The following is a 25,800-nucleotide window of genomic DNA, read 5'->3' on the forward strand; positions in this document are numbered from 1 at the left end:
TTATTTGGGTTCCGGAAACCATTCATTAACCAATGTTCGTGAACGTTCGATCTGTTGTTGCCAGGTTTGATCACTGATCACGGTTGGTTTTAATAAAATCACCAATTCGGTTTTTTGCTTCACTTTATTAATATTACGAAACAAGTTACCCACCACAGGAATATCACCAAGCAAGGGTACTTTTGATACTTGATCTGTCATCGCAGTTTTCATCAAACCACCAATGACCACCACATCACCACTACGAGCGTGAATAATAGAATCAGATTCACGAATAGTACTTTTAGCTAATGGCAATTGATAAACACCAAACTTTTCACCTAAATCAACCGCTTTGATTTCATTTTTAATATCAACTACCGCAGGGTGAACATGTAATAACACCCCACCTTGATCGTCGATTTGCGGTGTCACATCCAGTGAAATACCAGAGAAAAAAGGCGTTAATTCAATATCAGGCGCAGCAGTACTGTTATCACCAGAGACATTACTGCTAGAAACATTGGTCACAAAATATTCATCACCACCGACTTTGATCACCGCTTTTTGGTTATTAGCTGCCGTTACCCGTGGACTTGATAACACATTAAGATCACCTTGAGTTTCAAGGAAACTCAGCACAGAGGTAAAATTACCATCACTAATGGTGATATTGGTTTGACCGCCTAATAGATTTGAAATCGCGTTGCCCCCAGGCAGTGCAGTAATAGCACTAGCATCAACAATTGGCGTTGTTCCCACCACAATATCGGTGCCACCAATACTACGGGTGATATTTTGCCAATTAATACCCTGCTGATAACTATCATTAAGCGTCACTTCCATGATTTTGGCTTCTAATATCACCTGACGTACTAACCGCTGCTGTGAAATTCCCAAAAATTGTTTTACTTCACGTAATTCATTTGGAAATGCACGCACCGAAATCAGACCCGCTTGCGGTGATACCATCACATTTCGACCATCACCATGTCCAATCATGCCACGAACGACTTTTTCTAATTGTTGCCAAAAATCACTCTCAGAACTGGTCTTGATAGTTGTGCCACCCGTAGTGGTACTCACGCCTTCTGTCGCAGTATCACCACTATCGTCTGAATTTGAGTTTTCAGTGCTACTATTTGCGATAGAGCCAGTAGTAATCGAGGTTAACGATACCCCTTGACGTTGCAACTGCAAATAATCGACAGTAATAATATCGGTACGCAATGTTGCGGGAAACACCTGAATAATATTGCCTTTACGCGTAATGCTATAGCCATAAACATCATCGACAACATCCAATACTTCATCAAGAGTGACATCTGTTAATTGCAAGCTGATCAGACCGCTAACACCTGGATGAATCACAATATTAAACGGCGTGCCTTGGACTAAACTTGAAAAAAATGCATTGGCATCAACGTTACGGGCATTAACACGAAAACGTTTTTCAAGCGCTTGATGTGATTGTAAGTCATGGCTATCTAATATTGGCATCAGATCACTGTTAACCGCAGCGGGCAACTCAAACGCTGGTTGACTAACCGCATCATTAGCAGCTTGATTAAGTGCTTGTTTAATCGCAACTGGCGACTGATGTCCCATTTGAGTTGAACACCCAACTAATGAAGCAATAACTACACCAAGTATGATACGTTGCATTTTTTTATGGCCCTTCACTGCTTAATGTTTGCGCTAAACAATGACAATTGCCACTGCTTTTTATTGCGGGTTAATATTACTGAGCTATCACTGATACGACTGACTCTGTAGCCTCTAATAACACTGCCAACGGTGACACTTTTACCACTTAACGTGGCACGACAAGCTTGGGCATCACAAATAACACTCTGTAATTGTGGTAATGAGGGAGCAGAAACGGCGACTGATGATGATTTTTTTTGCCACCCTAATGGCGCAGTAGGATCTTGCTGAGCGTATATATTTGCCGCAAACAATAAGCCACTAAGCCCAACACCGGTAACGATATATTTAACCACCAATAAAGTCCTTACTTTCGCCTAATGTATACAGTTCAAGCTCAATGTTAGCCCATGGATACTGAGTCACTTGATAGTTTAAATTACGCCAATAATACTGCACAGGTAACGCTTCAAGTTGAGTTAAATAGCCAACGACATCAAAGTACTTACCTTTAAATGTCATTCGTAATGGATGAATATAATATCCCTGATCATCACCATCCATTAACTGGGCTGCAGGTAATGACACCATGGTTTGTAACTGCAACGCTTGACTGTGACCCAATACTTGCTCAAGCACAGTGGTCATTTGAGCAGGAGAAACTAAACGCCCAACTTTATGTTGTAGTTCTGCTATCAACACCCTATTTTGCTGATCCAATTGCGCGATTTGAGCTTCTATTTTTTGATTAGGATTCTGAGTTAATTGACGCTGTAATTGGGTAATTTTATTACGGGTGGCGATCACATTATTAGCTGTCGTCTGGACACTATTGGTTTGGCTTTTTAACTGCAACCATTGCGGCTCGAGCACCATAAATACACCAATAAAACCAATTGCTACCCAACCTGATATCGCAATCAGCCATTGCTCACGTGATGATAAATTACTGAATTTTTGTTGATATTCACTCCACGTCAACTTCATTAATTTATCCCTTGTAGACGTTGAGCTTGCAAACTAAATCGAACCTGATTGCTATCATCACGATCAATAGTCAATAACTGGAATCGGCGCTCAGCCAAAGTTGAATAACGATTAAATGTGCTTAACCATCGTGGCACAGCATCAGGTATACGCGCGCTACCATTGACATTCATACCAGCAGCTGAAATTGAAATACGCTCAATCGCGATATCGGTTGACGCAGCTGCGGCAAGTTGGGTTAACACTTCACCATAGCCAACCAATAAACTAGCATCATGATTGGCAACAGCTTTCAATGTTGCTTGCTTAGCACTAATTTCTTGCTCTAATACACTGACACGTTGCTGCTTTATCGGGCTTACAATATGCAGTAACAATTGCTTTTGAATTAGTGCTAATTCAGTTTGTGCCGCAGTTAACTGTCCATTATTGGACACAATTTCAGGCGATAATTGACGCGATTTAAAGCTATAACAACCACTGACTGTCGCGATGAGTACCGTCAAAGCTAGCCAACTTAGCAACATATTATTAAGTGTTAACCATTGACGCTTAGGTTGCAGGTGTTGAGAATAAAGATTAATTGCAGAGTCAAAGCCTTGCTTAAAGCCTGCCCACGTAACACGTGCCGCGGTTGAGGTTAAAGATGGTTGAGGTGAAACGAGGGCTTTAACAGTGACATTTAAACGATCATTTAATGCCTGCGCTAATTGGTGGTTATCATCATTATCACAACTGATTAATAGCTGACTAATAGAATCATCACGCAACTGTGCACTAACAAAGTCCAACGAACGCTGTAGCTCTAACGCCAAACTATCAAGCTGTAAGGATTGAGCATCGGTATTTGGCATCGCCACCAGCGATACATCAAAGCCTCGTAATTGGCGTTGAAAAAATAATTTATGTTGGCTAAACGCAGTTAGTTGAAGGTTACCATTACCGTAACGATGCACGATTAGTTGACTGCGATTGTCTGCGGTAAACTCACTCCAAACCACACTTTCAACCGTCACACAGCCGACATCACACCCTGCAGATTTACAAGCTGCAATAATCTTAGCGACTTGTTGGCGAGTACTAACAAACACTTGTAATCGATCATTTTGCAAACAACTAAAGCCATCCGCAACGATATCTTCAGGCGCTTCATTAACCAAATCTTTCACCAGATAAGGTAACGCAAGTGCCAGTTCATCAGCGCCCAATTCAGGTTTATCTATCAATAAGCTCTGGTATAAACCTTGGCCTAAAATAACCGCAACTTGACTACCAGCTAATTGATGCTTGGCAATCAACATTTCAATCACAGTTGACCATTCAGTGGTCGAGGTAATTGGCACTGAATCAACAATAACATCAGCTTCGCTACCAACAACTACAACAACCGCATCGGAATATAGAGTAATTGCGCCATTTAAAGAGGGATTTTTATGGGCAAGAAACGAAGAAAATAAGCGTTGAATCATGATAAAAACAACCCAAAAGTTAGAGCCGAATAACAGCTCTGCACTTTAGGTAAAGAGTATTTACTTCACAACATTAATGTATCAAATGTCGGATCTATATCACTTTAAATGATACTTATCATATTAACATGGTCAACATCATCACTTTTAGGCATTAGGCTCACGCAATATTGGTTGTTCAGCAGCAAATAATCGGCCTTGTGCAGCGACGACACCTAGTTGTTGTAACACTCGCCATTCCTTATTAGATTCAACCCCAACCGCAATAACTTGAGCATCACTGTTGGCACATGCACCAAGCATACTTCTAACAAATAATTGATTTTCTTGGCGTTGATGAATATCACGTACTAAGCCTCGATGTAATTTAATATAATCGACCTTAATATCTTTAATATAATAAGTACTAACAATCGTACGACCCGCTTTTGAAACCACCAGCTTACAGCCAAGGCCAGTTAACATTCTTAACACTGGTCGTATCGCATCTAGATGTTTTACCAACATATTTTCTGATACTTCAAGCAATAATCGATTCAATACTGGACGCGGTAATTGCAATAACTCATCCCGTAGCCATTTAACAAATTTTTTGTCACGTAAACTAACGGTAGTCACATTAACTGCGTAACTATTAGTGCCGGATTGTTGCTTAAGTAACTGTAAGGTTTGACTGATCACTGCACGATCAAAACGCACTGAATAACCGACTTGTTCTACCGCTGTCATAAAATTCGACGCTTTAATAATATCGCCATTATCATCTTTTATGCGCGCAAGTAAGGCATAGCTCATCACGTGGTCATTGGCCGCCATAATGATTGGCTGCTGATATAATAATGGCCCACCTTGAAGCAGCGTTTTATCAATCAAAGTACGCCAGCGAACATTGCCACGCGACTTATCCCATTGGTGATCTTTAGTGAAGCTATTCCAGTTATTTGCGCCTTGTAATTGCGAACTACGTAAAGCAGTATCAACCTCATCCATGATTCGACCACGGCGATCACCACTATGAAAATAGGTGACGCCAATATGGCACCAGTTATCTTTTTCCATCGGTGCTGGAGGTGATAACCGCTCAACCGCATTCAATAATTGATTGGTAAAGAGTTTAATTTCTTTGGCTGGTTGTTGGGGAATAAGAATCGCAAATTCAGCATCAAAATAACGGGCTAATACCGTATCAGGAAAACGCTGAATAAAATTAGATAGGATCACACTGATGTCTTGTAATAACTCTTCGGCAACGGTTCTTCCTTGTTGAGCACACAGTTCATCCCAGTCACTTAAGCGTAATAAGATCACTGCCCCATGATTATCTTGATCTTGTACCATCGATTGCAAGCGACTATCAAACAACACTCGATTAGCAGTACCGGTTAATTGATCTAAAAATGTATGGGTGCGAATAAAAGTATCAAATCGACTCCGCTCTTGGCGAGCATCTTTCAGTTCACCAATTAATTGATCAAGCGCCAAACTTGCTGTTGCTGGCCATTCATAATCATTGCCTTGTGCGTATTGTTCAACCCTACCGGCCAAAATCATTCGCCCACGCTCTTCTAATAATTCCGATCCATAGAGTTGAGTTCGAAGCCAATGTACTCCTCGCATCAAGCCTAGAATAACAATTAACATCGCTAAAGAAATCGAAGACATAGCTCCAAGTGAATACGTAAATTCACTATAAAGCGGAATAGCTGTAATTATGACTTGATAATTAGCATGTGAAGGCAGTTTATATTGGTGGCGATAAAGGACATTAGGATCAGGAACGACTTGATCACTTTTAAAATCAAAAATCTGATTATTATTATCAGTAACCGTTAATGTCACCACATTACTAGCTTTAAGCAATGTTGGCAGCCAACGAGACAACGCCTGCGGTCCTTGTGGCTCAAAGATCTCTTGATCGATGACACTCACCACACCGTCAAGATAGTGCACTAATGCGTTTTGACCGAGCTTACGAAAACTCAATGCACCACCGATAAAAATAACTAAAATCGCGCAAATCACGATCATGGTAACAAAGGCAACTAAGCGATTTGTTAACTTCATCCTTGAGGCTTTTCTCATAGCATCCTTATTTCACATATGCCATTAATATCAATATGTAAGAGATCAAAACGATCTTAATCATTTTCTCGTCGCTAAGCATACGCTACATTAGACCTGTTAATCGATTAATAATATTGTAACAAGGGAATAATACGTTTATGGATTGGATCACCTGTGCCAATAGTTTTATTACAGTAGTAGAGCATGGCTCATTAGCGCAAGCTGCAAATAAGCTCAATACATCAAGTTCGGCATTATCAAAACGTTTATCTTGGTTAGAAAAACAGCTTGGGGTCCAACTTTTGAAACGTACCACTCGCCACTTAACCGTAACTGATGCTGGTCAACTATTTTACCAACGCAGCGCCTTACTAGTTAATGATTGGCAACAAATGCTCGCAGAAACAACGGCAACCTATGGTGAAGTTGGCGGCATATTACGTCTTGGAGCACCTCTTGCTACCGGTAGCCGTTTATTAGTCAATTACTTAACTGAATTCAGTCAATGTTACCCAAAAATAAAAATTGAGCTTCATACTGTCACGGCAGGCCAGCTTCCTGATCTTAACCTTGATGTATTTATCAGCCGAGAGATCACCGAATTTAATTCTTGTAGTTATATTGCGACTAAGCTACTGAGCTACCAAAATGGGTTCTACGCCGCACCAGCTTACCTTGAGAATAACTTACCAATCACCACTCCAGAACAATTATGCCAACATAATTACCTGTTATTTGGTGAACAAAATCACCAACAAGATCATATCTTTGAAAATAATCAACGCTTACGATTACAAGGCAATTTTATTACCACTAATCCAGAAGTGCTAGTTGCTGGCGCTGTTGCCGGCATGGGGCTCATTTTAACCAGCAGCCAAACTATCAAGCGTGAATTGGATAATGGCTTGCTAGTACCGGTATTGCCAACCTTAAAGCAACCTACAGATGCCATTTATGCTTATTATCCAAAATTAAATTATCACCATGTGAAAACGAAGTTATTTATTGATTTTATTAAACAAAAATCATCACAAACCCTGCCAGCATTTTGCGCTCAAGATTAATCTCAGATCATGACAGTTAATGGCGCTTAATAATTTCATCAGGATCATTTTTCAAACGACTAAAGGGCACCATTTGATTACCGCTTAATACTTGAATACTCTTCTCTTGAGGTGCTTGATAAATACTAAATGCTGGTAATTGTGCCGTTTTAACACCAATCCAATGCGAGAAAATAGACATAAAATCAAACGCACTAATTTTTTTGTTCACTTTAATATGCTGCTTAATATCACTGGCTATTTCAATCAATGGCACTTCATAATTTTGCTTATATAAATCGCCATGTACTAATTGAGTCTGCCCTTTGACTGTGCTGACATTATTCAAACCATGATCAGAAAAATAAAATAATGAATAACTTTCTTGAGTGGCTTTTAAATCATTAACTATGGTTTTAATAATGCTATCTGTTTGATTATAAGTAGATAAATAACAAGATAAATCTTTATCTTTAAATCCATAAATATCTTTTTTAATTCGATCGCAAAAATTCTCATGCGATCCCATAATATGCACCACAATTAATTTTGAGCCCTTATAAGGCTGTGCTAGTGCCTGCTTAAATAACGGTAATAAGGCATAATCGCTAGTATTATTAGTGAGAAAATTACCTTTTTTCAAAAATTGTTTTTCGGTTGCATGCACTGCAATTGCTGATACAGCGGTATCATATTTTCCAATAAAACCTTGATTTGATAACCATATTGTTTTCATCTTGGCAGCATTAGCCAGAGTAATAATATTATTAACTGGATGTAAATCTAGTCCATGACTGATCGCAAGTGTTCGTGGTAATGACACTGCAGTATGAGAGGCTGCCGACAAATAACCATTGACCAAGATTGCGGGAGTTTGGGCTAAAAATGGCGTGGTATTAATTGGGTAACCGTAAGCAGACATATAATCTTTACGCATACTCTCACCAACAATTAATACATAATTTTTATACTTTGGTTTCGCGCTTAATATCGTCCAATCAGCACGCTGGTGAATACTTTTTTGAATTGCCTTCATTTGAGCAATATAATGCACACTACTAATATAAATATGATTAATAAATACACTTAAAGATGAAAAATAAAAACAACCAATACCTAATAAAATAGCAGATTTATGCCACTGAAAAACAAACTTAATCCGTACTAAATAGTAACTAAATGCAACAAGTAAAATAGCATTAAGTAGCCATACTGTTGCAGGTATTGCTAATAAAAACTCAATACTTTCACGTTTATTGGTTTCAAGTAATGATGCAATAATGCCTATATTAGGATGACCATAAATATAGCCCGATTGAAAGTATAATGTCGCAATCAAACCAATTGGAAATATAAGCCCCCATTTAAGCCAACGTTTAGATGACAATAAAATTAATGCTAAAAATAAACAACTAGTTACTACAAGTATTTGATTACCATTATAGCCAACACCAATAGTAAGTAATAACGATAATAAAAAAGTAATAACGATATCTAAACGTTTCATAAATATAACAAGATAAACCATGCTGATAATATTAATAGTTTAGCTTAGGTCTCCTATTTTTGACACAAAAAACCCAGCACTAGTGCTGGGTTAGTATTAATCTCTATATTTAAAAGTAATTATTTTTATACTTTTAACTTATATAAGTCCTAGAATGGAATATTATAAGTCCTAGAATGGAATATCGTCGTCAAAATCCATTGGTGGCTCATTATATTGCTGCTGCGGTTGCTGTGGAGCAGACTGCTGCGGTGCTGGCTGATGTTGCTGCTGTTGTTGTGGTGCATAATTTTGCTGTGGCGCAGCAGCAGGTTGTTGAGGCTGACCCCAATTACCTTGGTTCTGCTGTTGTTGTTGACCACCCATAGGTGCGCCACCATTACGACCACCTAACATCTGCATAACACCATTAAAGCCTTGAACAACGACTTCAGTCGTGTATTGATCTTGGCCTTGTTGGTTTTGCCATTTACGTGTTTGTAATTGGCCTTCGATGTACACTTGTGAACCTTTACGTAAATATTCACCAGCAACTTCTGCTAATTTGCCAAACAATGCTACACGGTGCCACTCTGTTTTTTCACGTTGCTCACCGGTAGATTTATCACGCCAAGACTCAGAGGTTGCAATAGTAATGTTAGCTACTGCACCACCGCTAGGCATGTAACGAATTTCAGGATCATTTCCTAAGTTACCGATTAAAATAACTTTATTTACGCCACGACTGGCCATAGTTCACTCCAAAGCTGATAGCGACGGTATTGGGTGTTAATAGCCGCTTAGTCAAAGTTTATACTCAATCACGCAGTTTATCATGGCAGCAAGGTCAAGGCATAGCGCCAAAGTAGGTTATAGCACGCAATTATCCATACAAAATCCAACTAAATAACCATAACGATATAACCTCAATTTATATTAGACCGCTATTACAATAGCACCAACATCAAAACTGTCATTTTTATGACACTTCAATGCTTTTAATATATATACTACGTAGAGTATAACTATATTATCAATGTTGAACGTTTAATTTAATCGAAGATTTATTGATGAAAAAAATTGAAGATAATAGTAACTATATTAAAAATAAATAACACCTAATATAAAGTAAACAGTATGGCTGTTATAATATAAACCATACTTTAAGCATGAATATAAGAATTGTCATTAGGGTTAATAATTAAAGATTATACATATTTGATTTATTGTTATATTTTGCGAGAACAACGATGATATTAAGTTGATTTATTGTTTAAAATCTCTAACATTACAATGTGTTTAAGAATTAACAAAACAATAATAACTATTGTTTTGTTAATTCTCACTAACGAAATTTGCGGTAAGATTTCAATCTACGCTCATAATTAATTACATAAAATCTAGGAAACACTATGATCAAGAAATGTTTATTTCCAGCAGCGGGCTACGGTACACGATTTCTTCCAGCAACGAAGTCAATGCCAAAAGAGATGATGCCAATCGTAAACAAGCCTTTGATTGAGTATGGTGTTGAGGAAGCGATTGAAGCAGGCATGAACGGTATGTGTATCGTTACTGGTCGTGGTAAAAACACCCTAATGGATCACTTCGATAAAAATTACGAGTTAGAGCACCAAATCAGCGGTACCAATAAAGAAGAACTATTATTTGATATCCGTCGCGTAATTGATTCAGCTCACTTCACTTACATTCGTCAAGGTGAAATGAAAGGTTTAGGTCATGCAATCCTTATGGGTCGTGAGCTAGTAGGTAACGAACCTTTCGCTGTAGTACTTGCCGATGACCTTTGTGTAAACGAAGAGCAAGGCGTATTGGCTCAAATGGCTGCACTTTACAAGCAATTCCGTTGTTCTATCGTTGCTGTTGAAGAAGTGCCAGAAGAAGATACCCATAAATACGGTGTAATTGCAGGCCAAATGATTCGTGATGATCTATTCCGTGTTGATAACATGGTAGAAAAACCAGAACCAGGTACAGCGCCAAGCAACCTTGCAATTATCGGTCGTTACATTCTAACACCTGATATTTTTGATATCATTGAAGAAACAGAACCAGGTAAAGGCGGCGAAATCCAAATTACTGACGCCCTACTAAAACAAGCACAATCTGGTTGTGTACTTGCATTTAAATTTAAAGGTAAGCGTTTTGACTGTGGTAGCGTTGATGGTTACATTGAAGCGACAAATTACTGCTACGAAAACGTTTATAAGAAAGAGCAATCTTCAAAGCTAGCTAACCGCCAAACTAGCAAGAAGTAAGTAAATCAATATATAAACAATCCCGCTTTTTAGAGCGGGATTTTTTTTATTCGTGCTACTGTGTTTTTATTCAGTATCTTTTGCTCATTAAAAGCGGCTATGAAATACTAGTCACTTACAATCTAGCAAAAGAATAGTGATTGGTATGGATTACATCGAAGTACAGGGTGCGCGCACTCATAATCTTAAAAACATCAATATTTCCATTCCTCGCGACAAGCTCGTTGTTATCACGGGCTTATCTGGTTCGGGAAAATCATCGTTAGCATTTGATACTTTATATGCTGAAGGTCAACGCCGCTATGTCGAATCACTATCGGCTTATGCTCGCCAATTTCTATCATTAATGGAAAAGCCCGATGTTGATCACATTGAAGGCTTATCACCTGCAATTTCTATTGAGCAAAAATCAACGTCGCATAACCCGCGCTCAACCGTTGGCACCATTACTGAAATTTATGACTATTTACGCTTGCTCTATGCACGTGTAGGTGAACCTCGCTGTCCAATTCATGATGCTCCTCTTGCTGCCCAAACCGTCAGTCAAATGGTTGATCAAGTGTTGGCTATGGATGAAGGTAGTAAGCTTATGCTGCTAGCACCGATCGTCAAAGATCGTAAAGGCGAGCATGTAAAAACCCTCGCTAACCTTGCTGCTCAAGGTTATATTCGTGCGCGTATCGATGGTGAAGTGTGTGATCTTTCTGATCCACCAACATTAGAACTTCATAAAAAACACACCATTGAAGTGGTGGTCGATCGGTTTAAAGTCCGTGATGATCTACAGTTACGCTTAGCTGAATCATTTGAAACCGCACTTGAGCTTTCTGGTGGTACGGTTATCATTGCACCAATGACTGCCGGTGACGCAACTGAACAAGTTTTTTCAGCTAACTTTGCTTGCCCACATTGTGGCTATAGCATGCAAGAGCTTGAACCTCGATTGTTCTCGTTCAATAACCCAGCAGGCGCATGTGGCACCTGTGACGGTCTAGGCGTTCAACAGTATTTTGATCCTGAGCGAGTGGTACAAAATGGAGAATTGAGTTTAGCCGGTGGCGCTATTCGCGGCTGGGATAAGCGTAATTTTTACTATTTCCAAATGCTAAAATCATTAGCTGAACATTTTAAATTTGATGTTGAAGCCCCATTCGATACCCTGCCGAAAAAAATAAAAACCTTAATCCTTTCAGGCTCAGGCACTACGGATATTGAATTTAAGTACATTAATGATCGCGGTGACATTACCGTTCGTCGTCACCCTTTTGAAGGTATTTTAAATAATATGGAGCGCCGTTATCACGAAACAGAATCTAATTCTGTCCGTGAAGAACTGGCTAAATTTGTCTCGACCAAACCTTGTGCTAGCTGCCATGGTTCACGCTTACGCCAAGAAGCACGGCATGTATTTATTGGTGAAACTAACCTGCCCCACATCTGTGAAATGAGTATTAACGACGCCTTCACTTTCTTTGATCAATTGGCATTAACCGGTCAACGAGCGCAAATTGCCGCCAAAATTTTAAAAGAAATTAATGAACGTTTAAGTTTCTTGATCAATGTTGGGCTTAATTATCTCAGCCTATCACGCAGCGCTGATACCCTTTCTGGTGGTGAAGCACAGCGGATCCGTTTAGCAAGCCAAATTGGTGCCGGTTTAATGGGGGTGATGTATGTGCTTGATGAGCCATCAATTGGTCTTCATCAGCGAGATAATGAACGTCTACTTAAAACCCTGATCCACTTACGTGATCTTGGTAATACAGTGATCGTGGTAGAACATGATGAAGATGCTATTCGCGCTGCTGATTATGTGATTGATATCGGTCCTGGTGCAGGTGTTCATGGTGGCGAAATTATTGCCGAAGGTACTGTTAAAGATATTTTAAAATCAAAAAAATCACTAACAGGCCAGTATCTTAGCGGTAAAAAATCAATTGCCATTCCTGAGCAACGAGTGCCATTTGACGCTACAAAAACCGTCAAGCTTATTGGTGCTAGTGGTAATAACCTTAAAGATGTTAACCTCGAGATCCCCGTCGGATTACTGACTTGCGTCACCGGAGTTTCTGGATCAGGTAAGTCGACCTTGATCAATGACACCTTCTTTAAGATTGCCCACCAGCGACTCAATGGTGCAACTACTGGCACGCCTGCACCTTATCAAGACATTCAGAATTTAGAACATTTTGACAAAGTGATCGATATTGATCAAAGCCCAATTGGACGCACACCACGCTCTAACCCTGCTACCTATACTGGTATTTTCACTCCTATTCGTGAATTATTTGCAGGTACTCAAGAGTCTCGTTCGCGCGGTTATAAAGCAGGTCGATTTAGCTTCAATGTCCGTGGCGGTCGCTGTGAAGCCTGCCAAGGTGATGGCGTTATCAAAGTAGAAATGCACTTTTTACCTGATGTCTATGTACCTTGTGATGCTTGTAAAGGCAAACGCTATAACCGTGAAACACTGGAAGTGCGTTACAAAGGCAAGAGTATTGATGAAGTATTACAACTGACGGTTGAAGATGCTCATCAATTTTTTGAACCCGTTCCAGCAATTGCACGAAAATTAAAGACATTAATTGATGTCGGCTTATCGTATATTCGTCTTGGCCAAGCAGCGACAACCTTATCCGGTGGTGAAGCACAACGGGTTAAACTGGCTAAAGAGTTATCTAAGCGCGATACCGGAAAAACATTATATATTTTAGATGAGCCCACCACTGGCTTGCATTTTCACGATATTCAACAATTACTTACCGTATTACATCAGCTACGTGATCGCGGCAATACCATTGTGGTTATCGAACATAATCTAGATGTGGTCAAAACAGCGGATTGGGTCATCGATCTTGGACCCGAAGGTGGTAATGGTGGCGGTGAAATTATCGCAACAGGTACTCCAGAACAAGTGGCACTAGTGACTGGTTCTCATACAGCAAGGTTTCTTAAGCCATTACTTAGTCGCTAATTGTAAAACGTAATTAGGCCCTATAAGCAGGTTGACTTAGGTCAGCCTGTTTGCTTTTTCACTCAGGACTCGCCATGACAGTGTTACAGCTTCAAGGTACGAAATTAGAACAGAAACGGATTTCTAAGCCATTACCTTTAGTACGTTTTTTCTTAGCCAGTATTGGCTTATTGTTTATTATTGCGATGCATTACTTTCAGCATAATCCTGGTGGTTCTGGGCTTGAGTTGTCGTTTAATGCTGCAGTATGGATTCCATTTAGCTTTGCCATTAGCTGTGGTTTATTAGAGATCTGCCGCCAAAAAGTCTGGCGCTATTCTCGTATGACGCTGATTTTATTTAGTTGCTGTGTATTACTGTCATTACCGGTGTTTTACACGAATGCCGATGGCTTTGCTGTATTAAACCGTTTACTCGCACTCTGGAGTGGATTTTTATTTTTTATCAGCCTTCAGCAATTTGTTTTTACCCATAGCCAACGTCAACGCTTACTGTGGTTTATTACCATCGCAGTATTAATTGAAGCGGTATTTGGCTGGTACCAATTTTTATGGCTTGGTGCCAATAATAGCTTTGGTTATGACATCATTGCTAATCGACCTTATGGTATTTTTCAACAACCCAATGTGATGGCAAGTTTCTTGGCCACAGGATTGGTTATCGCCGCCTATTTATTGGCACGTTTACCACGTTATCGTGGTAAATGGGCTTGGCAACATCTAATTTTATTAGCGGTACCTATATTGACGATTCCACTGTTAGTGGTACTTAATTCACGTACTGGCTGGTTAGGTGCGATTATTGGGTCATTATTGATGTTGCCTTATTTGCATCGTTTTGCCGCGAGATACCAACAACGAATGTGGGGCTTAGTGCTGCTATTATCGCTCGCATTGGCATGGCAAATAAGTAGCACAACAGACAGCTCTTTTTCGCAACAAGCACGAGTCACATTAGAAAGCCAGCGTTCGATCATGATGCCACAAGCTTATGAAATGTTTACCACTAAACCGTTAACAGGTTATGGCTATGGTAAGTTTGAGGCTACATATATTACTCAAACCGCATTATGGCATCAGCAGGATCCACACCATCATTCAGCAGGTGTTGCGAGTTTAGATCACCCTCATAATGAATTACTTTATTGGGCAGCAGAAGGCGGTATCGTACCGTTACTAGGGCTCATTGTGGCAGCTCTTGCTGTGCTTATTAGCATTAAAAAAGCGCCTAATGGTACCCAATTAGCGTTAGTTGGATTATTTTTCCCCATCGTATTACACACGCAATTAGAATATCCGTTTTATCATTCACTCGCCCATTGGATCATTTTTATTATTCTAATCTTTTGGGTTGATAACCTCACTACCAAATACCATCGCTATCAAACCCAATACATACTAGCACTGAAAGTGAGCGCAATCGCATTACCAATCATGATAACTAGCTTTATGATCACCACCTTATATTCGGGTTGGCTACTGACAAAATTTGAAACTACCCGTCCGGTTGATATCAACTATTTGGTCAAAGTGAATAATCCATGGGCATGGCAGCATCGGTTTGAATGGGATTTACACCTCACTCAATTACAACTAGGGATCGCGACAGATAAACCCCAGCTGGTTGCAGATTATGTGCGGTGGGCAAACCAAAAAGCCCAAACATGGCCACGGCCGGCGTTATATCAAAACCTTGTTCTGGCATATTACAATCAAGGTCAAACAGCGCAAGCCGAGCAAGTGGCGACTGAGGCACAACAATTATTTCCGGGGATCACGCTACCTAGCGCAGCAATAGCCACGGTCTCATCAGCGAAATAATCACAGCAAACCATCAATGGCAGCCAAGATTGCCATTGATGGCTCATCATCAACGTTATTTCAAGGTGCTTTCAAGTGCTTTAAGGCATAGAGCAACATTCTCACTGCGAGCAGTATATCCCATCAATCCAATCCGCCATGCCTTACCAGCTAAGGTACCTAGCCCTGCACCAATTTCAAGATTATAACGCTCCAATAAGGTTGATCTGACCGCTGCATCATCAACCCCTTCAGGAATATAAACTGCATTAAGCTGTGGTAATCGATATGCCTCTTCAACTACAAATTGAATACCTAATGCTTCCAATCCCGTCTTTAGCTCAATATGGGCTCGTTGATGACGTTGCCACGCTTGCTCTAAACCTTCATTGTGTAACAGCACTAGCGCTTCATGTAATGCATATAAACTATTTATCGGCGCGGTATGGTGATAACTACGCTTACCTTCACCACTCCAATAACCCAAGACTAAACTTTGATCCAAAAACCAACTTTGAACGGCTGTTTTACGCTGTTGTATTTTAGCGATCGCTTTTTCAGAAAAGGTTAATGGCGATAACCCCGGCACACATGATAAACATTTTTGACTGCCTGAATAAACCGCATCAAGTTGCCACTCATCCACCAGCAAAGGTACACCACCTAATGATGTCACCGCATCAACAATGGTTAAGCACTGATGTTTACGAGCAATTTCTGCGATTGTTTTGGCATCACTCAACGCACCGGTTGAGGTTTCGGCATGCACAAAAGCAACGACTTTAATCTCAGGATCAGCCTGTAATGCTTGCTCAACTAAGGCTGGTGATACTGGTTCACCCCAAGCATTATCAACCATGATCGCGACACCGCCGCAGCGTTCAACATTCTCCCGCATACGATCGCCAAACACGCCATTGCGACAAACTAATACCTTATCACCGGCTTCAACTAAATTAACAAAACATGCTTCCATACCTGCACTCCCGGGGGCAGAGACGGCAATGGTAAAGCTATTGTTGGTTTGAAAGGCATATTGTAATAACTGCTTAAGCTCATCCATCATTTTAATAAATAACGGATCAAGATGGCCAATTGTCGGCCGGCTCAATGCTTGTAAAACTTGCGGATAAATATCGGAAGGTCCCGGGCCCATAAGAATTCGTTGCGGGGGCATAAAGCTGGTGATAGACATAGATTCAACTCCATTAAATCATGATTATTATCAATAAGGTGATGGCTCGATAGTGGTTATTAGAGAGTATTAGAGCAACGCTAAAGCTGCAAGTAACCAACCAAAATCCTGCTAGCCACGCATACTTTTTGTTAACCATCGAGAAATTATCATTTAACAATTGACAACTACGACGCATTTCCTATTCAATAACAACAGTGTTTATTCACTACAGAAGAGGTGCGTTACCCAGGTATTAATATTGTAGGGCCCAACCCTGACACAATATTAAGAGGGGGAGTAACGCCGAGATACAAGGTGTTTGGGGCACAGTGTATCGGCTATGAAAGTTGAATCTTTCAGGCTGTCATCTAAGTCAGGTTGACTATGATGGGGAGCTTCTGGGTAGCCGCACCTCGCGTTACTGCCTATTACCTCCTCGACAATGGACGTCGGGAATTCTTCCGAAGTAAAGAACCTATCTTGCCGCATTTACGATCAAGGGAGAACACCGTAATGAGCATTACTCCAGCACCAATTACAGATCCACTCATTGTGGCTAAATTTGGTGGCACCAGTGTCGCCGATTACGCTGCAATGTGCCGCAGCGCCAATATCGTTATCGCCAATCCAAACACTAAAATTGTGTTAATTAGTGCTTGCTCTGGCGTGACTAATTTACTGGTTGAATTAGCCACAGGCATCAGTGATAGCGTCTTACGCCAACAGCTTTTACAGCAACTGGCAGCGATTCATCAGCAAATAATTAATCAATTACAACAGCCACACACTGTTAGCAGTGCTATTGATACGTTATTAGATGATATTGCTTCTGCAGCTGCGCAAGCGGCGATTAAACCATCGTCACAACTTACCGATCAATTAGTTAGCCATGGCGAGCTATTATCAACCCACTTGTTTAATCAAATTTTAATCGAACTGGGTGCTACTGCGGTTCGATTTGATATTCGAAATGTGATGCGTACCGATGCTCAATTTGGCAAAGCGATTCCACAGCCTGAATGTATTCGCCAATTAGCGCAACAGCATTTGTTACCACTGTTAGCAAATCAAGTTGTTATTTCACAAGGTTTTATAGGTAGTGATGACCAAGGTAATACCACCACCCTTGGTCGAGGAGGCAGCGATTACAGTGCCGCCTTAATCGCAGAAGCAATTGATGCAACAACTCTAGAAATCTGGACCGATGTACCGGGAATGTACACCACCGATCCACGCATTACTGCTGCAGCCAAACCGATTAAAGAAATCAGTTTTAGTGAAGCCTCTGAAATGGCCAACTTTGGCGCTAAAATTCTCCACCCATCAACATTGGTACCTGCAATAAGACAGCAAATTCCTGTTTTTGTCGGCTCATCAAAAGCCCCTCAGCAAGGGGGAACTTGGATTCGAAAAACTGTTGAGCAAGCACCATTATTTAGAGCCTTGGCATTGCGTGGTAATCAAACCATGGTGACGTTAACCAGTCTTAATATGTTTCATGCTTACGGCTTTCTCGCTGAAGTATTTCGTATTTTGGCTGAGCATAAAATCTCAGTCGATTTAATTACCACTTCTGAAGTTAGCGTTTCATTAACGCTCGATCAAACCGACACTGGCGGCGGAGCACCGACATTACCGTTAGCTGCCGTTGAACAACTCAACCAATTATGCCGAGTAGAGATTGAACAAGGGTTATCGTTAGTAGCGTTAATTGGCAATCGTATGAGTGACAGCAAAGGCTCAGCTAAACACATTTTTGGCGCCCTTGATGCTTATAATTTACGTCTCATTTGTTATGGCGCTAGCCCGCATAATCTGTGTTTCTTAGTTAATGAAACCGATGCAAAATCTGTGGTGAACACGCTTCATCAGCAATTATTAGAATAATCACCATTAGCACCAACAATAAAAGACGCAAAAAAGGCGCAATCTCTGCGCCTTTTCTTATTTTAGCCTAGTGATTATGTTACAGGTTCGGCCCTAACCACTTTTCGGCTTCAATCAGATCCCAACCTTTACGATCAGCATAACTTGCCAACTGATCATGTTGGATCTGCGCAACAGCAAAATAGCGCGCATCAGGGTGCGAGAAATACCACCCCGATACCGCAGCACCAGGCCACATCGCATAACTTTCAGTTAACACCATTCCCGTATTGGCTTCAGCATTCAATAACTGCCAAATAGCGCCTTTTTCCGTATGTTCTGGACAAGCAGCATAGCCTGGTGCTGGGCGAATCCCCTGATACCTCTCGCGGATCAAATCATCATTATTAAGATCTTCATCTGCAGCATAACCCCAAATCTGTTTGCGTACTATTTGGTGCATACATTCAGCAAAGGCTTCTGCTAATCGATCTGCCACCGCTTGAATCATGATCGCGTTATAGTCATCACCTTGGGCCTTAAACTGATCAGCAATATCATATTCACCAATCCCGCCAGTCACAGCAAACGCGCCAATCCAATCGGCTTTACCACTTTCTTTAGGGGCAATGTAATCGGATAAACAATAATTAGGTCCTTTGGGCTTTTTGGTCTGTTGACGTAAGCCATGCAATACCGTTAACACCTCGGTGCGAGTTTCATCAGTGTAAACTTCAATATCATCACCAATATTATTCGCTGGAAATAAGCCACACACACCATTAGCTTTGATCATCCCTGTACGCTCAATCTCATCAAGAATCTTATTAGCATCATCAAATAACTTGGTTGCCTCAACCCCAACAACTTCATGACGTAAAATGGTTGGATATTTACCACTTAATGACCATGTCATAAAAAAGGGCGTCCAATCGATATACTGACGCAATTTAGCCACCGGGAAATCGGTAAAGGTGTGTACACCCGCTTGTTTTGGTGCTGGCGGTGTATAATTAACCCAATCAAGCGCAACCGCATTCGCACGTGCTTGATCTAAGGTAATCGGCGGAGTTCGTGGTTTTTTACGCGCATGTTGTTCACGCACCACATCATATTCAGCTGCTAAGCGCTCAACAAATGCCGGCTTTTGTTGTTCTGATAATAATGCCGAACATACACCAACAGCACGTGAGGCATTCGATACATACACCACTGGCTGTTGATAGTTTTGTTCAATTTTAACCGCAGTATGCGCTTTTGAGGTGGTAGCCCCACCAATTAATAACGGGATCTCAAACCCACGTCGCTGCATTTCTTTAGCTACATGCACCATTTCATCCAGCGATGGCGTGATCAAACCACTTAAACCGATAATATCAACGTTTTGTTCTTGCGCGACCTGCAAAATTTTATCGCACGAAACCATTACACCTAAATCAATGATCTCATAGTTATTACACTGCAATACGACCCCAACAATATTCTTTCCAATATCGTGAACATCGCCTTTTACTGTGGCTAATAAAATTTTACCATTGGTATATCCTGCTTGTTTTTCAGCATTGATATACGGTTCTAAATAGGCAACAGCTTGTTTCATAACCCGCGCAGATTTAACCACTTGAGGTAAAAACATCTTGCCTTCACCAAACAAATCTCCGACAACATTCATACCCGCCATTAATGGGCCTTCAATCACTTCTAATGGCTTGGTCGCATTAGCTCGAGCAAGTTCAGTGTCTTCAACAATAAACTCAGTAATACCTTTAACCAGCGCATGTTCTAAACGTTTTTCAACCGACCAGCTACGCCATTCTTGCTGAGTCCGATCTTCTTCAACTGCGCCGCTATCACGATAGTTAGCAGCAATATCAAGCAATCTATCTGTACTATCATCACGCCGATTAAGCACTACATCTTCAACGGCATCGCGCAATTCATCAGACAGATCATCATAAATCGCTAATTGACCGGCATTAACGATCCCCATATCCATACCATTTTTAAAACAGTAATATAAAAATACCGCATGGATAGCTTCACGAACTGGATTATTGCCACGAAATGAAAACGAAACGTTAGAAACACCGCCAGAAACCATCGCATGAGGTAACGTACGTTTGATATCAGCAACAGCCTCAATAAAATCGACCGCATAGTTATTGTGTTCTTCAATACCTGTTGCGACCGCAAAAATATTAGGGTCAAAAATAATATCTTCCGGCGGAAAACCGACTTCATCGACTAGAATATGATAAGCATTGGTACAAATTTCAATTTTACGCTCACGTGTATCAGCTTGGCCTTCTTCATCAAATGCCATCACAATCACTGCGGCACCATAACGACGCAGCAACTTAGCTTGAGCTATAAAATTCTCTTTACCTTCTTTGAGAGAAATAGAGTTAACTATTGATTTGCCCTGAACACATTTCAGTCCAGCTTCAATGATCTCCCACTTTGATGAATCAACCATAATAGGCACTTTAGCGATCTCAGGCTCAGTCGCACACAAATTAAGGAAGCGCACCATCGCCGCTTTCGCATCCAACATGCCTTCATCCATGTTGATATCAATAATTTGCGCACCAGCTTCAACTTGCTGACGAGCAACCTCTAATGCTTCGTCATAAAGTTCATCTTTAATTAAGCGTTTAAAACGAGCCGAACCGGTGACATTAGTACGTTCACCCACGTTAACAAATAAACTTTCAGCTTCAATGGTGAGTGGCTCTAAGCCTGATAATCGACACGCAATATTAATCTCAGGCAAAACCCTTGGCTTAATATTTTTAGTCACTTGATACATCTGTCGAATATGTTCTGGCGTTGTACCACAGCAGCCGCCGACTAAATTTAAAAAGCCTTGTTGTGCCCATTCCTTTATATGTTCAGCCATTTCATCGGCTTCTAGATCATACTCACCAAATGCATTAGGTAAACCAGCATTGGGGTGAGCAGAGACGGCATATTCAGATATACGCGATAACTCAGCCACGTATTGACGTAACTCATCAGGACCAAGCGCACAATTTAAGCCAAAAGAAATCGGCTTAACATGACGTAAAGAATTATAAAAAGCTTCGGTCGTTTGTCCTGAAAGAGTACGTCCAGATGCATCAGTGATAGTGCCTGAAATCATGATTGGTAATTCATAACCAAGCTCTTCAAAAACACCTGTTACCGCAAAAGCACAAGCTTTAGCATTCAAAGTATCAAAAATGGTTTCGATCAAAATAATATCGACCCCACCTTTAATTAAGGCATGAGTCGATTCACTATAAGCCGTTACTAATTGATCAAAAGTGACATTACGAAACCCAGGATCATTCACATCAGGAGAGATTGAACAAGTACGGTTAGTTGGACCTAGCACACCAGCGACAAAACGCGGTTTTTCTGGCGTTTGTGCCGTCCATTCATCAGCCGCTTCACGAGCCAGTTTTGCCGCGGAAAAATTAATTTCGGCACTAAGGCTCTCCATATCATAGTCAGCCATCGCAATCGTGGTGGCATTAAAGGTATTGGTTTCTAAAATATCTGCACCGGCCTCTAAATACTCAAGGTGAATATCTTTAATTAATTGCGGCTGAGTTAAAACTAATAGATCGTTATTACCTTTAAGATCTGTATGCCAATCACTAAAACGTTGGCCTCGATAATCTTGCTCATCCAGTTTATAACCTTGAATCATGGTGCCCATGCCACCATCAATGATCAAAATTTGTTGTTCGAGACGCTTATGCAGTACATCCTTGTTTTTTAACACTACATTATATCCTTATAATCCATTACAGCCTGATAACATCCTATCACAATTCAAATAGGAATCTAGACGTCTAAACAGATAGCGTGGCAAAATAAGTTAATTAACGGTAGCCATTACTAACTGATGGTTTTACTATCACAAATAATTAAATCTAATCAATAATTTAATCTAGAGGTTTCGCATGTCGGTTTACAACACCCTCTGCTTCCTAGCTGCAGCAGCAATGCTTATAGCTTTTATTAACAGTAAGATAGGTAAGATGCAAACCACCATTGCTATTACGGCTGGTTCATTGATCCTATCGCTACTGATTATTTTTGCAGGCCATAATGGTTGGTTCCATCTCGAAGATATTGCTTCAACCCAAATGGGAAAAATCAATTTTGAAGACTTTTTGTTAAAAGGGATTTTAGGATTTTTGCTCTTTGCAGGTGGATTAGGTATTAAATTACCACACCTCAAAGAGCAAAAATGGGAAATCACGACTTTAGCATTAGGCTCTACCCTATTTTCAACCTTTTTCATTGGCTTTAGCTTATGGGGTATTTGTCAGTTACTGGGGATCCAACTCGATCTTATTTACTGCTTACTGTTTGGCTCGTTGATCTCACCAACCGATCCAATTGCTGTACTTGCTATCGTTAAAAAAATGAATGCACCTCGCCGAATCTCGACTCAAATCGAAGGTGAATCATTATTTAATGATGGTTTTGGTTTAGTTATCTTTGTGACTTTATTTACTATTGCCTTTGGTGATCAAACCCCGACAGTCATGAGTGTTAGCCAATTATTTTTACAAGAAGCCATTGGCGGTATCGTGTATGGTTTCATTCTTGGCCTAATTTTCCATTACCTCATTAGTTCAACTAATGATCACTCAATGGAATTGCTATTAACGATTGGTATTCCAACCGCAGGTTATGCTTTTGCTGAAATTATTCATGTTTCAGGTCCATTAGCGATGGTAGTTTCAGGGATCATGATCGGTAACTGGACCCGCTATATTGGCTTCTCAAAAGAAAGTGAAGAGCACCTAGACCACTTCTGGGAACTTGTAGATGAATTCCTTAACGGCCTACTGTTCTTATTAATTGGTATGACAATGCTAGAATTTAGTTTTCACCAAGAAGATTGGATTCTAATGGCAATAGCAATTCCATTGGTATTGTTAAGCCGTTACTTGAGCATCAAATTACCTTACTTTGGTTTTAGCCGCTATCGCCAATATAATCCAATGTCAGTCAAGATTCTTACTTGGGGTGGTTTACGTGGTGGCCTCGCACTCGCGATGGCTATGGCAGTACCAGCAGGTGTGATGGTTATCCCAGAAAAAAACATTGATGTACGAGAGATAATCCTCGTAATGACTTATTCAGTAGTGGTGTTTTCAATTCTAATTCAAGGTTCAACCATTACTTCATTAATTGAAAAAGCCAAACTGTGGGAAAATCAGAATAAACATTAATTTCTAATCAACCTATAAATAACAACAAGGCCTGCTTACAAGCAGGCCTTTTTATTAATCATCTTTAGTAAAACTGGCTTCTGAGAAATGAGCTAAATCATAAGGTGTCTGTTGATAAACGCAGTAATTAAGCCAATTACTAAATAATAAATGACCATGACTACGCCAACTAGCAACGGGATCCCGATTAATATCATCATCAGGATAATAATTAACAGGTATTGTTGGCTCCATACCTTGTTCACTATCACGCATAAACTCATTATGCAATGTCTCGACATCATATTCAGGATGTCCGGTGACAAACACATTACGTTTATCTTTTGTCGCCGCTAAATAGACCCCGGCCTTGTCAGATGTCGCCAAAATATCCAAGTCAGTATGTTTGCTAAGATAGTCAGCAGAGAAGTCAGCATAACGTGAGTGTGGTGCAAAGAAGGTATCATCAAAGCCTCGTAAAACAGGATGATGGCAATCATGAATACGATGATGATAAACCCCTGAAAGCTTTTCTTTACGAGTACGCTTTGGTAAATCATATAACAACTTTAACCCCGCCTGTGCAGCCCAGCAGACAAACAGTGTTGAAGTCACATGATCTTTAGCCCAGTTCATGATTAACTGAATTTCTTCCCAATACAGTACATCTTCAAATTGCACTAGTCCAAGTGGCGCTCCCGTCACAATCAAACCATCAAAATTACGATCTTTAACCATTTCAAATTGACGGTAGAAGGTATCTAAATGTTCTTGAGGAGTATTTTTTGTTGGTCGGTTATCAATGCGTAATAACTCAACGTCCACTTGTAATGGGCTATTAGAAAGCAAACGTAGAAATTGCGTTTCAGTTTCAATTTTCTTTGGCATTAAATTGAGTAATAACACTTTAAGCGGTCGAATTCCCTGACTGGCAGCACGTGCCTCTGTCATTACGAAGATATTCTCACTTCTTAAAATATCTGTAGCAGGTAACCGATCCGGTATTTTAATTGGCACTTTGGTTTTCTCCTTACCCCAAAATAGTTTTAGCCGTCTAGATACCCAGTTAAAACTATAGAAAAAACAATAATGGTGCAAGTAAAATAAACCTGTCTCAGTCAATACTATATTGTAATTGAAATAAAGAAATGAGGAGTAATGAGGAATGTTGATACGCTAGAAATGAAAAAACCCAGCTAAAAGCTGGGTTTTAAAGAGGTATTTAGCAATGTCCTACTCTCACATGGGGAGACCCCACACTACCATCGGCGCTACAACGTTTCACTTCTGAGTTCGGCATGGGATCAGGTGGTACCGCTGTGCTATGGTTGCTAAAAAAATAAATGGTGCTAGTACCCAGAGTCGAACTGGGGACCTCACCCTTACCAAGGGTGCGCTCTACCAACTGAGCCATACCAGCACACAAAGCTGTTATGAATCTGCAAGTGCAAATTCTAAAATTTGAAGCCTGGCGATGTCCTACTCTCACATGGGGAGACCCCACACTACCATCGGCGCTATTACGTTTCACTACTGAGTTCGGCATGGGATCAGGTGGGTCCATAACGCTATGGTCGCCAAGCAAATTCGGTTTATTTATCGCCTTTAGGCAATAAATAGCAATCTGGGAAAATCTAACTAGTTGTTCTCACACTCATTCAAGCGTTTGTAGAGTCCGTCTCTTCTCTTTGAGAAGAAAAACCCCTTGGGTGTTGTATGGTTAAGCCTCACGGGCAATTAGTATCAGTTAGCTCAATGCCTCACAGCACTTACACACCTGACCTATCAACGTTGTAGTCTTCAACAACCCTTTAGAG

Annotated in this window: 16 protein-coding genes, 1 tRNA gene, 3 rRNA genes and 1 riboswitch; of the genes, 6 read left to right on the forward strand and 14 right to left on the reverse strand. The window is 40.5% G+C overall.

Going from position 1 to position 25,800, the window contains the following annotated elements; translation table 11 throughout:
- From mshL to csrD, 5 genes are all read right to left on the reverse strand, one after another.
- Positions 1–1,644 carry a pilus (MSHA type) biogenesis protein MshL gene (mshL, locus tag PAND9192_RS13845; protein WP_087854263.1) on the reverse strand — a complete coding sequence of 548 codons (1,644 nt, stop codon included), beginning with the start codon at positions 1,642–1,644 and terminating at the stop codon, positions 1–3.
- Positions 1,645–1,658: 14 nt separating this feature from the next.
- Positions 1,659–1,982, reverse strand: a complete 324-nt coding sequence (locus PAND9192_RS13850; protein ID WP_234999149.1) for an MSHA biogenesis protein MshK — start codon at positions 1,980–1,982, stop codon at positions 1,659–1,661.
- The gene (locus tag PAND9192_RS13855) at positions 1,975–2,613 is read right to left on the reverse strand and encodes an MSHA biogenesis protein MshJ (RefSeq protein WP_087854264.1); all 639 of its coding nucleotides are present in this window, start codon (positions 2,611–2,613) and stop codon (positions 1,975–1,977) included. Before PAND9192_RS13855 ends, PAND9192_RS13850 begins: the two co-directional genes overlap by 8 nt.
- Positions 2,613–4,082 (reverse strand): MSHA biogenesis protein MshI, encoded by a 1,470-nt coding sequence (locus PAND9192_RS13860; RefSeq protein ID WP_087854265.1) that lies wholly within the window; start codon positions 4,080–4,082, stop codon positions 2,613–2,615. Before PAND9192_RS13860 ends, PAND9192_RS13855 begins: the two co-directional genes overlap by 1 nt.
- A gap of 147 nt (positions 4,083–4,229) precedes the next feature.
- Complete coding sequence (csrD, locus tag PAND9192_RS13865) at positions 4,230–6,164, reverse strand: RNase E specificity factor CsrD (RefSeq protein WP_087854266.1); 1,935 nt, start codon at positions 6,162–6,164, stop codon at positions 4,230–4,232.
- 140 nt (positions 6,165–6,304) lie between these two features.
- Here csrD and PAND9192_RS13870 point away from each other — a divergent pair, with 140 nt between their 5' ends.
- A complete protein-coding gene (locus PAND9192_RS13870; protein WP_087854267.1) occupies positions 6,305–7,210 on the forward strand; it encodes a LysR family transcriptional regulator in 906 nt (301 codons plus the stop codon).
- A 16-nt stretch (positions 7,211–7,226) separates the two neighbouring features.
- Here PAND9192_RS13870 and PAND9192_RS13875 read toward each other — a convergent pair whose 3' ends face one another.
- Together PAND9192_RS13875 and PAND9192_RS13880 are read right to left on the reverse strand one after the other, a co-directional pair.
- Positions 7,227–8,696 carry a phosphoethanolamine transferase gene (locus tag PAND9192_RS13875; protein ID WP_159458249.1) on the reverse strand — a complete coding sequence of 490 codons (1,470 nt, stop codon included), beginning with the start codon at positions 8,694–8,696 and terminating at the stop codon, positions 7,227–7,229.
- Between the two features lie 171 nt (positions 8,697–8,867).
- Positions 8,868–9,428 carry a single-stranded DNA-binding protein gene (locus tag PAND9192_RS13880; protein ID WP_087854269.1) on the reverse strand — a complete coding sequence of 187 codons (561 nt, stop codon included), beginning with the start codon at positions 9,426–9,428 and terminating at the stop codon, positions 8,868–8,870.
- 659 nt (positions 9,429–10,087) lie between these two features.
- Here PAND9192_RS13880 and galU point away from each other — a divergent pair.
- The 3 genes from galU to PAND9192_RS13895 all read left to right on the forward strand — a co-directional run bounded on the left by galU (position 10,088) and on the right by PAND9192_RS13895 (position 15,748).
- Positions 10,088–10,954, forward strand: coding sequence for a UTP--glucose-1-phosphate uridylyltransferase GalU (galU, locus tag PAND9192_RS13885; protein ID WP_087854270.1), 867 nt, complete (start codon positions 10,088–10,090; stop codon positions 10,952–10,954).
- 145 nt (positions 10,955–11,099) lie between these two features.
- Complete coding sequence (gene uvrA / locus PAND9192_RS13890; RefSeq protein WP_087854271.1) at positions 11,100–13,928, forward strand: excinuclease ABC subunit UvrA; 2,829 nt, start codon at positions 11,100–11,102, stop codon at positions 13,926–13,928.
- Between the two features lie 74 nt (positions 13,929–14,002).
- Positions 14,003–15,748: a PglL family O-oligosaccharyltransferase gene (locus tag PAND9192_RS13895; RefSeq protein WP_087854272.1), complete on the forward strand. Its 1,746-nt coding sequence runs from the start codon at positions 14,003–14,005 to the stop codon at positions 15,746–15,748.
- A gap of 55 nt (positions 15,749–15,803) precedes the next feature.
- On the opposite strand, the gene PAND9192_RS13900 is transcribed toward PAND9192_RS13895, so the two are convergent.
- The gene (locus PAND9192_RS13900) at positions 15,804–16,922 is read right to left on the reverse strand and encodes a pyridoxal-phosphate-dependent aminotransferase family protein (protein ID WP_087854273.1); all 1,119 of its coding nucleotides are present in this window, start codon (positions 16,920–16,922) and stop codon (positions 15,804–15,806) included.
- Positions 16,923–17,128: 206 nt separating this feature from the next.
- Positions 17,129–17,310, forward strand: a riboswitch (Lysine riboswitch).
- Between the two features lie 113 nt (positions 17,311–17,423).
- Between PAND9192_RS13900 and lysC the strand changes: the two genes are divergently transcribed.
- Positions 17,424–18,791 carry a lysine-sensitive aspartokinase 3 gene (gene lysC, locus PAND9192_RS13905; protein WP_370738394.1) on the forward strand — a complete coding sequence of 456 codons (1,368 nt, stop codon included), beginning with the start codon at positions 17,424–17,426 and terminating at the stop codon, positions 18,789–18,791.
- Positions 18,792–18,870: 79 nt separating this feature from the next.
- Here the strand turns inward: lysC and metH are convergent, their stop codons facing one another.
- Positions 18,871–22,539 (reverse strand): methionine synthase, encoded by a 3,669-nt coding sequence (gene metH, locus PAND9192_RS13910; RefSeq protein WP_087854275.1) that lies wholly within the window; start codon positions 22,537–22,539, stop codon positions 18,871–18,873.
- Positions 22,540–22,720: 181 nt separating this feature from the next.
- Between metH and PAND9192_RS13915 the strand changes: the two genes are divergently transcribed.
- Entirely contained in the window at positions 22,721–24,004 is a 1,284-nt protein-coding gene (locus tag PAND9192_RS13915) for a cation:proton antiporter (protein ID WP_087854276.1), read from the forward strand.
- A gap of 54 nt (positions 24,005–24,058) precedes the next feature.
- Here PAND9192_RS13915 and metA read toward each other — a convergent pair whose 3' ends face one another.
- From metA to PAND9192_RS13940, 5 genes are all read right to left on the reverse strand, one after another.
- A complete protein-coding gene (gene metA / locus PAND9192_RS13920) occupies positions 24,059–25,000 on the reverse strand; it encodes a homoserine O-acetyltransferase MetA (protein ID WP_087854277.1) in 942 nt (313 codons plus the stop codon).
- Positions 25,001–25,203: 203 nt separating this feature from the next.
- Positions 25,204–25,319 (reverse strand): 5S ribosomal RNA (gene rrf / locus PAND9192_RS13925).
- A gap of 8 nt (positions 25,320–25,327) precedes the next feature.
- Positions 25,328–25,403: transfer RNA gene (locus tag PAND9192_RS13930), tRNA-Thr, on the reverse strand.
- Positions 25,404–25,449: 46 nt separating this feature from the next.
- Positions 25,450–25,565: ribosomal RNA gene (gene rrf / locus PAND9192_RS13935) — 5S ribosomal RNA — on the reverse strand.
- A gap of 134 nt (positions 25,566–25,699) precedes the next feature.
- Positions 25,700–25,800, reverse strand: a 23S ribosomal RNA gene (locus tag PAND9192_RS13940); the annotation flags it as partial.

It is taken from the genome of Photobacterium andalusiense, from assembly GCF_900185625.1.
GTDB lineage: Bacteria > Pseudomonadota > Gammaproteobacteria > Enterobacterales > Vibrionaceae > Photobacterium > Photobacterium aquimaris.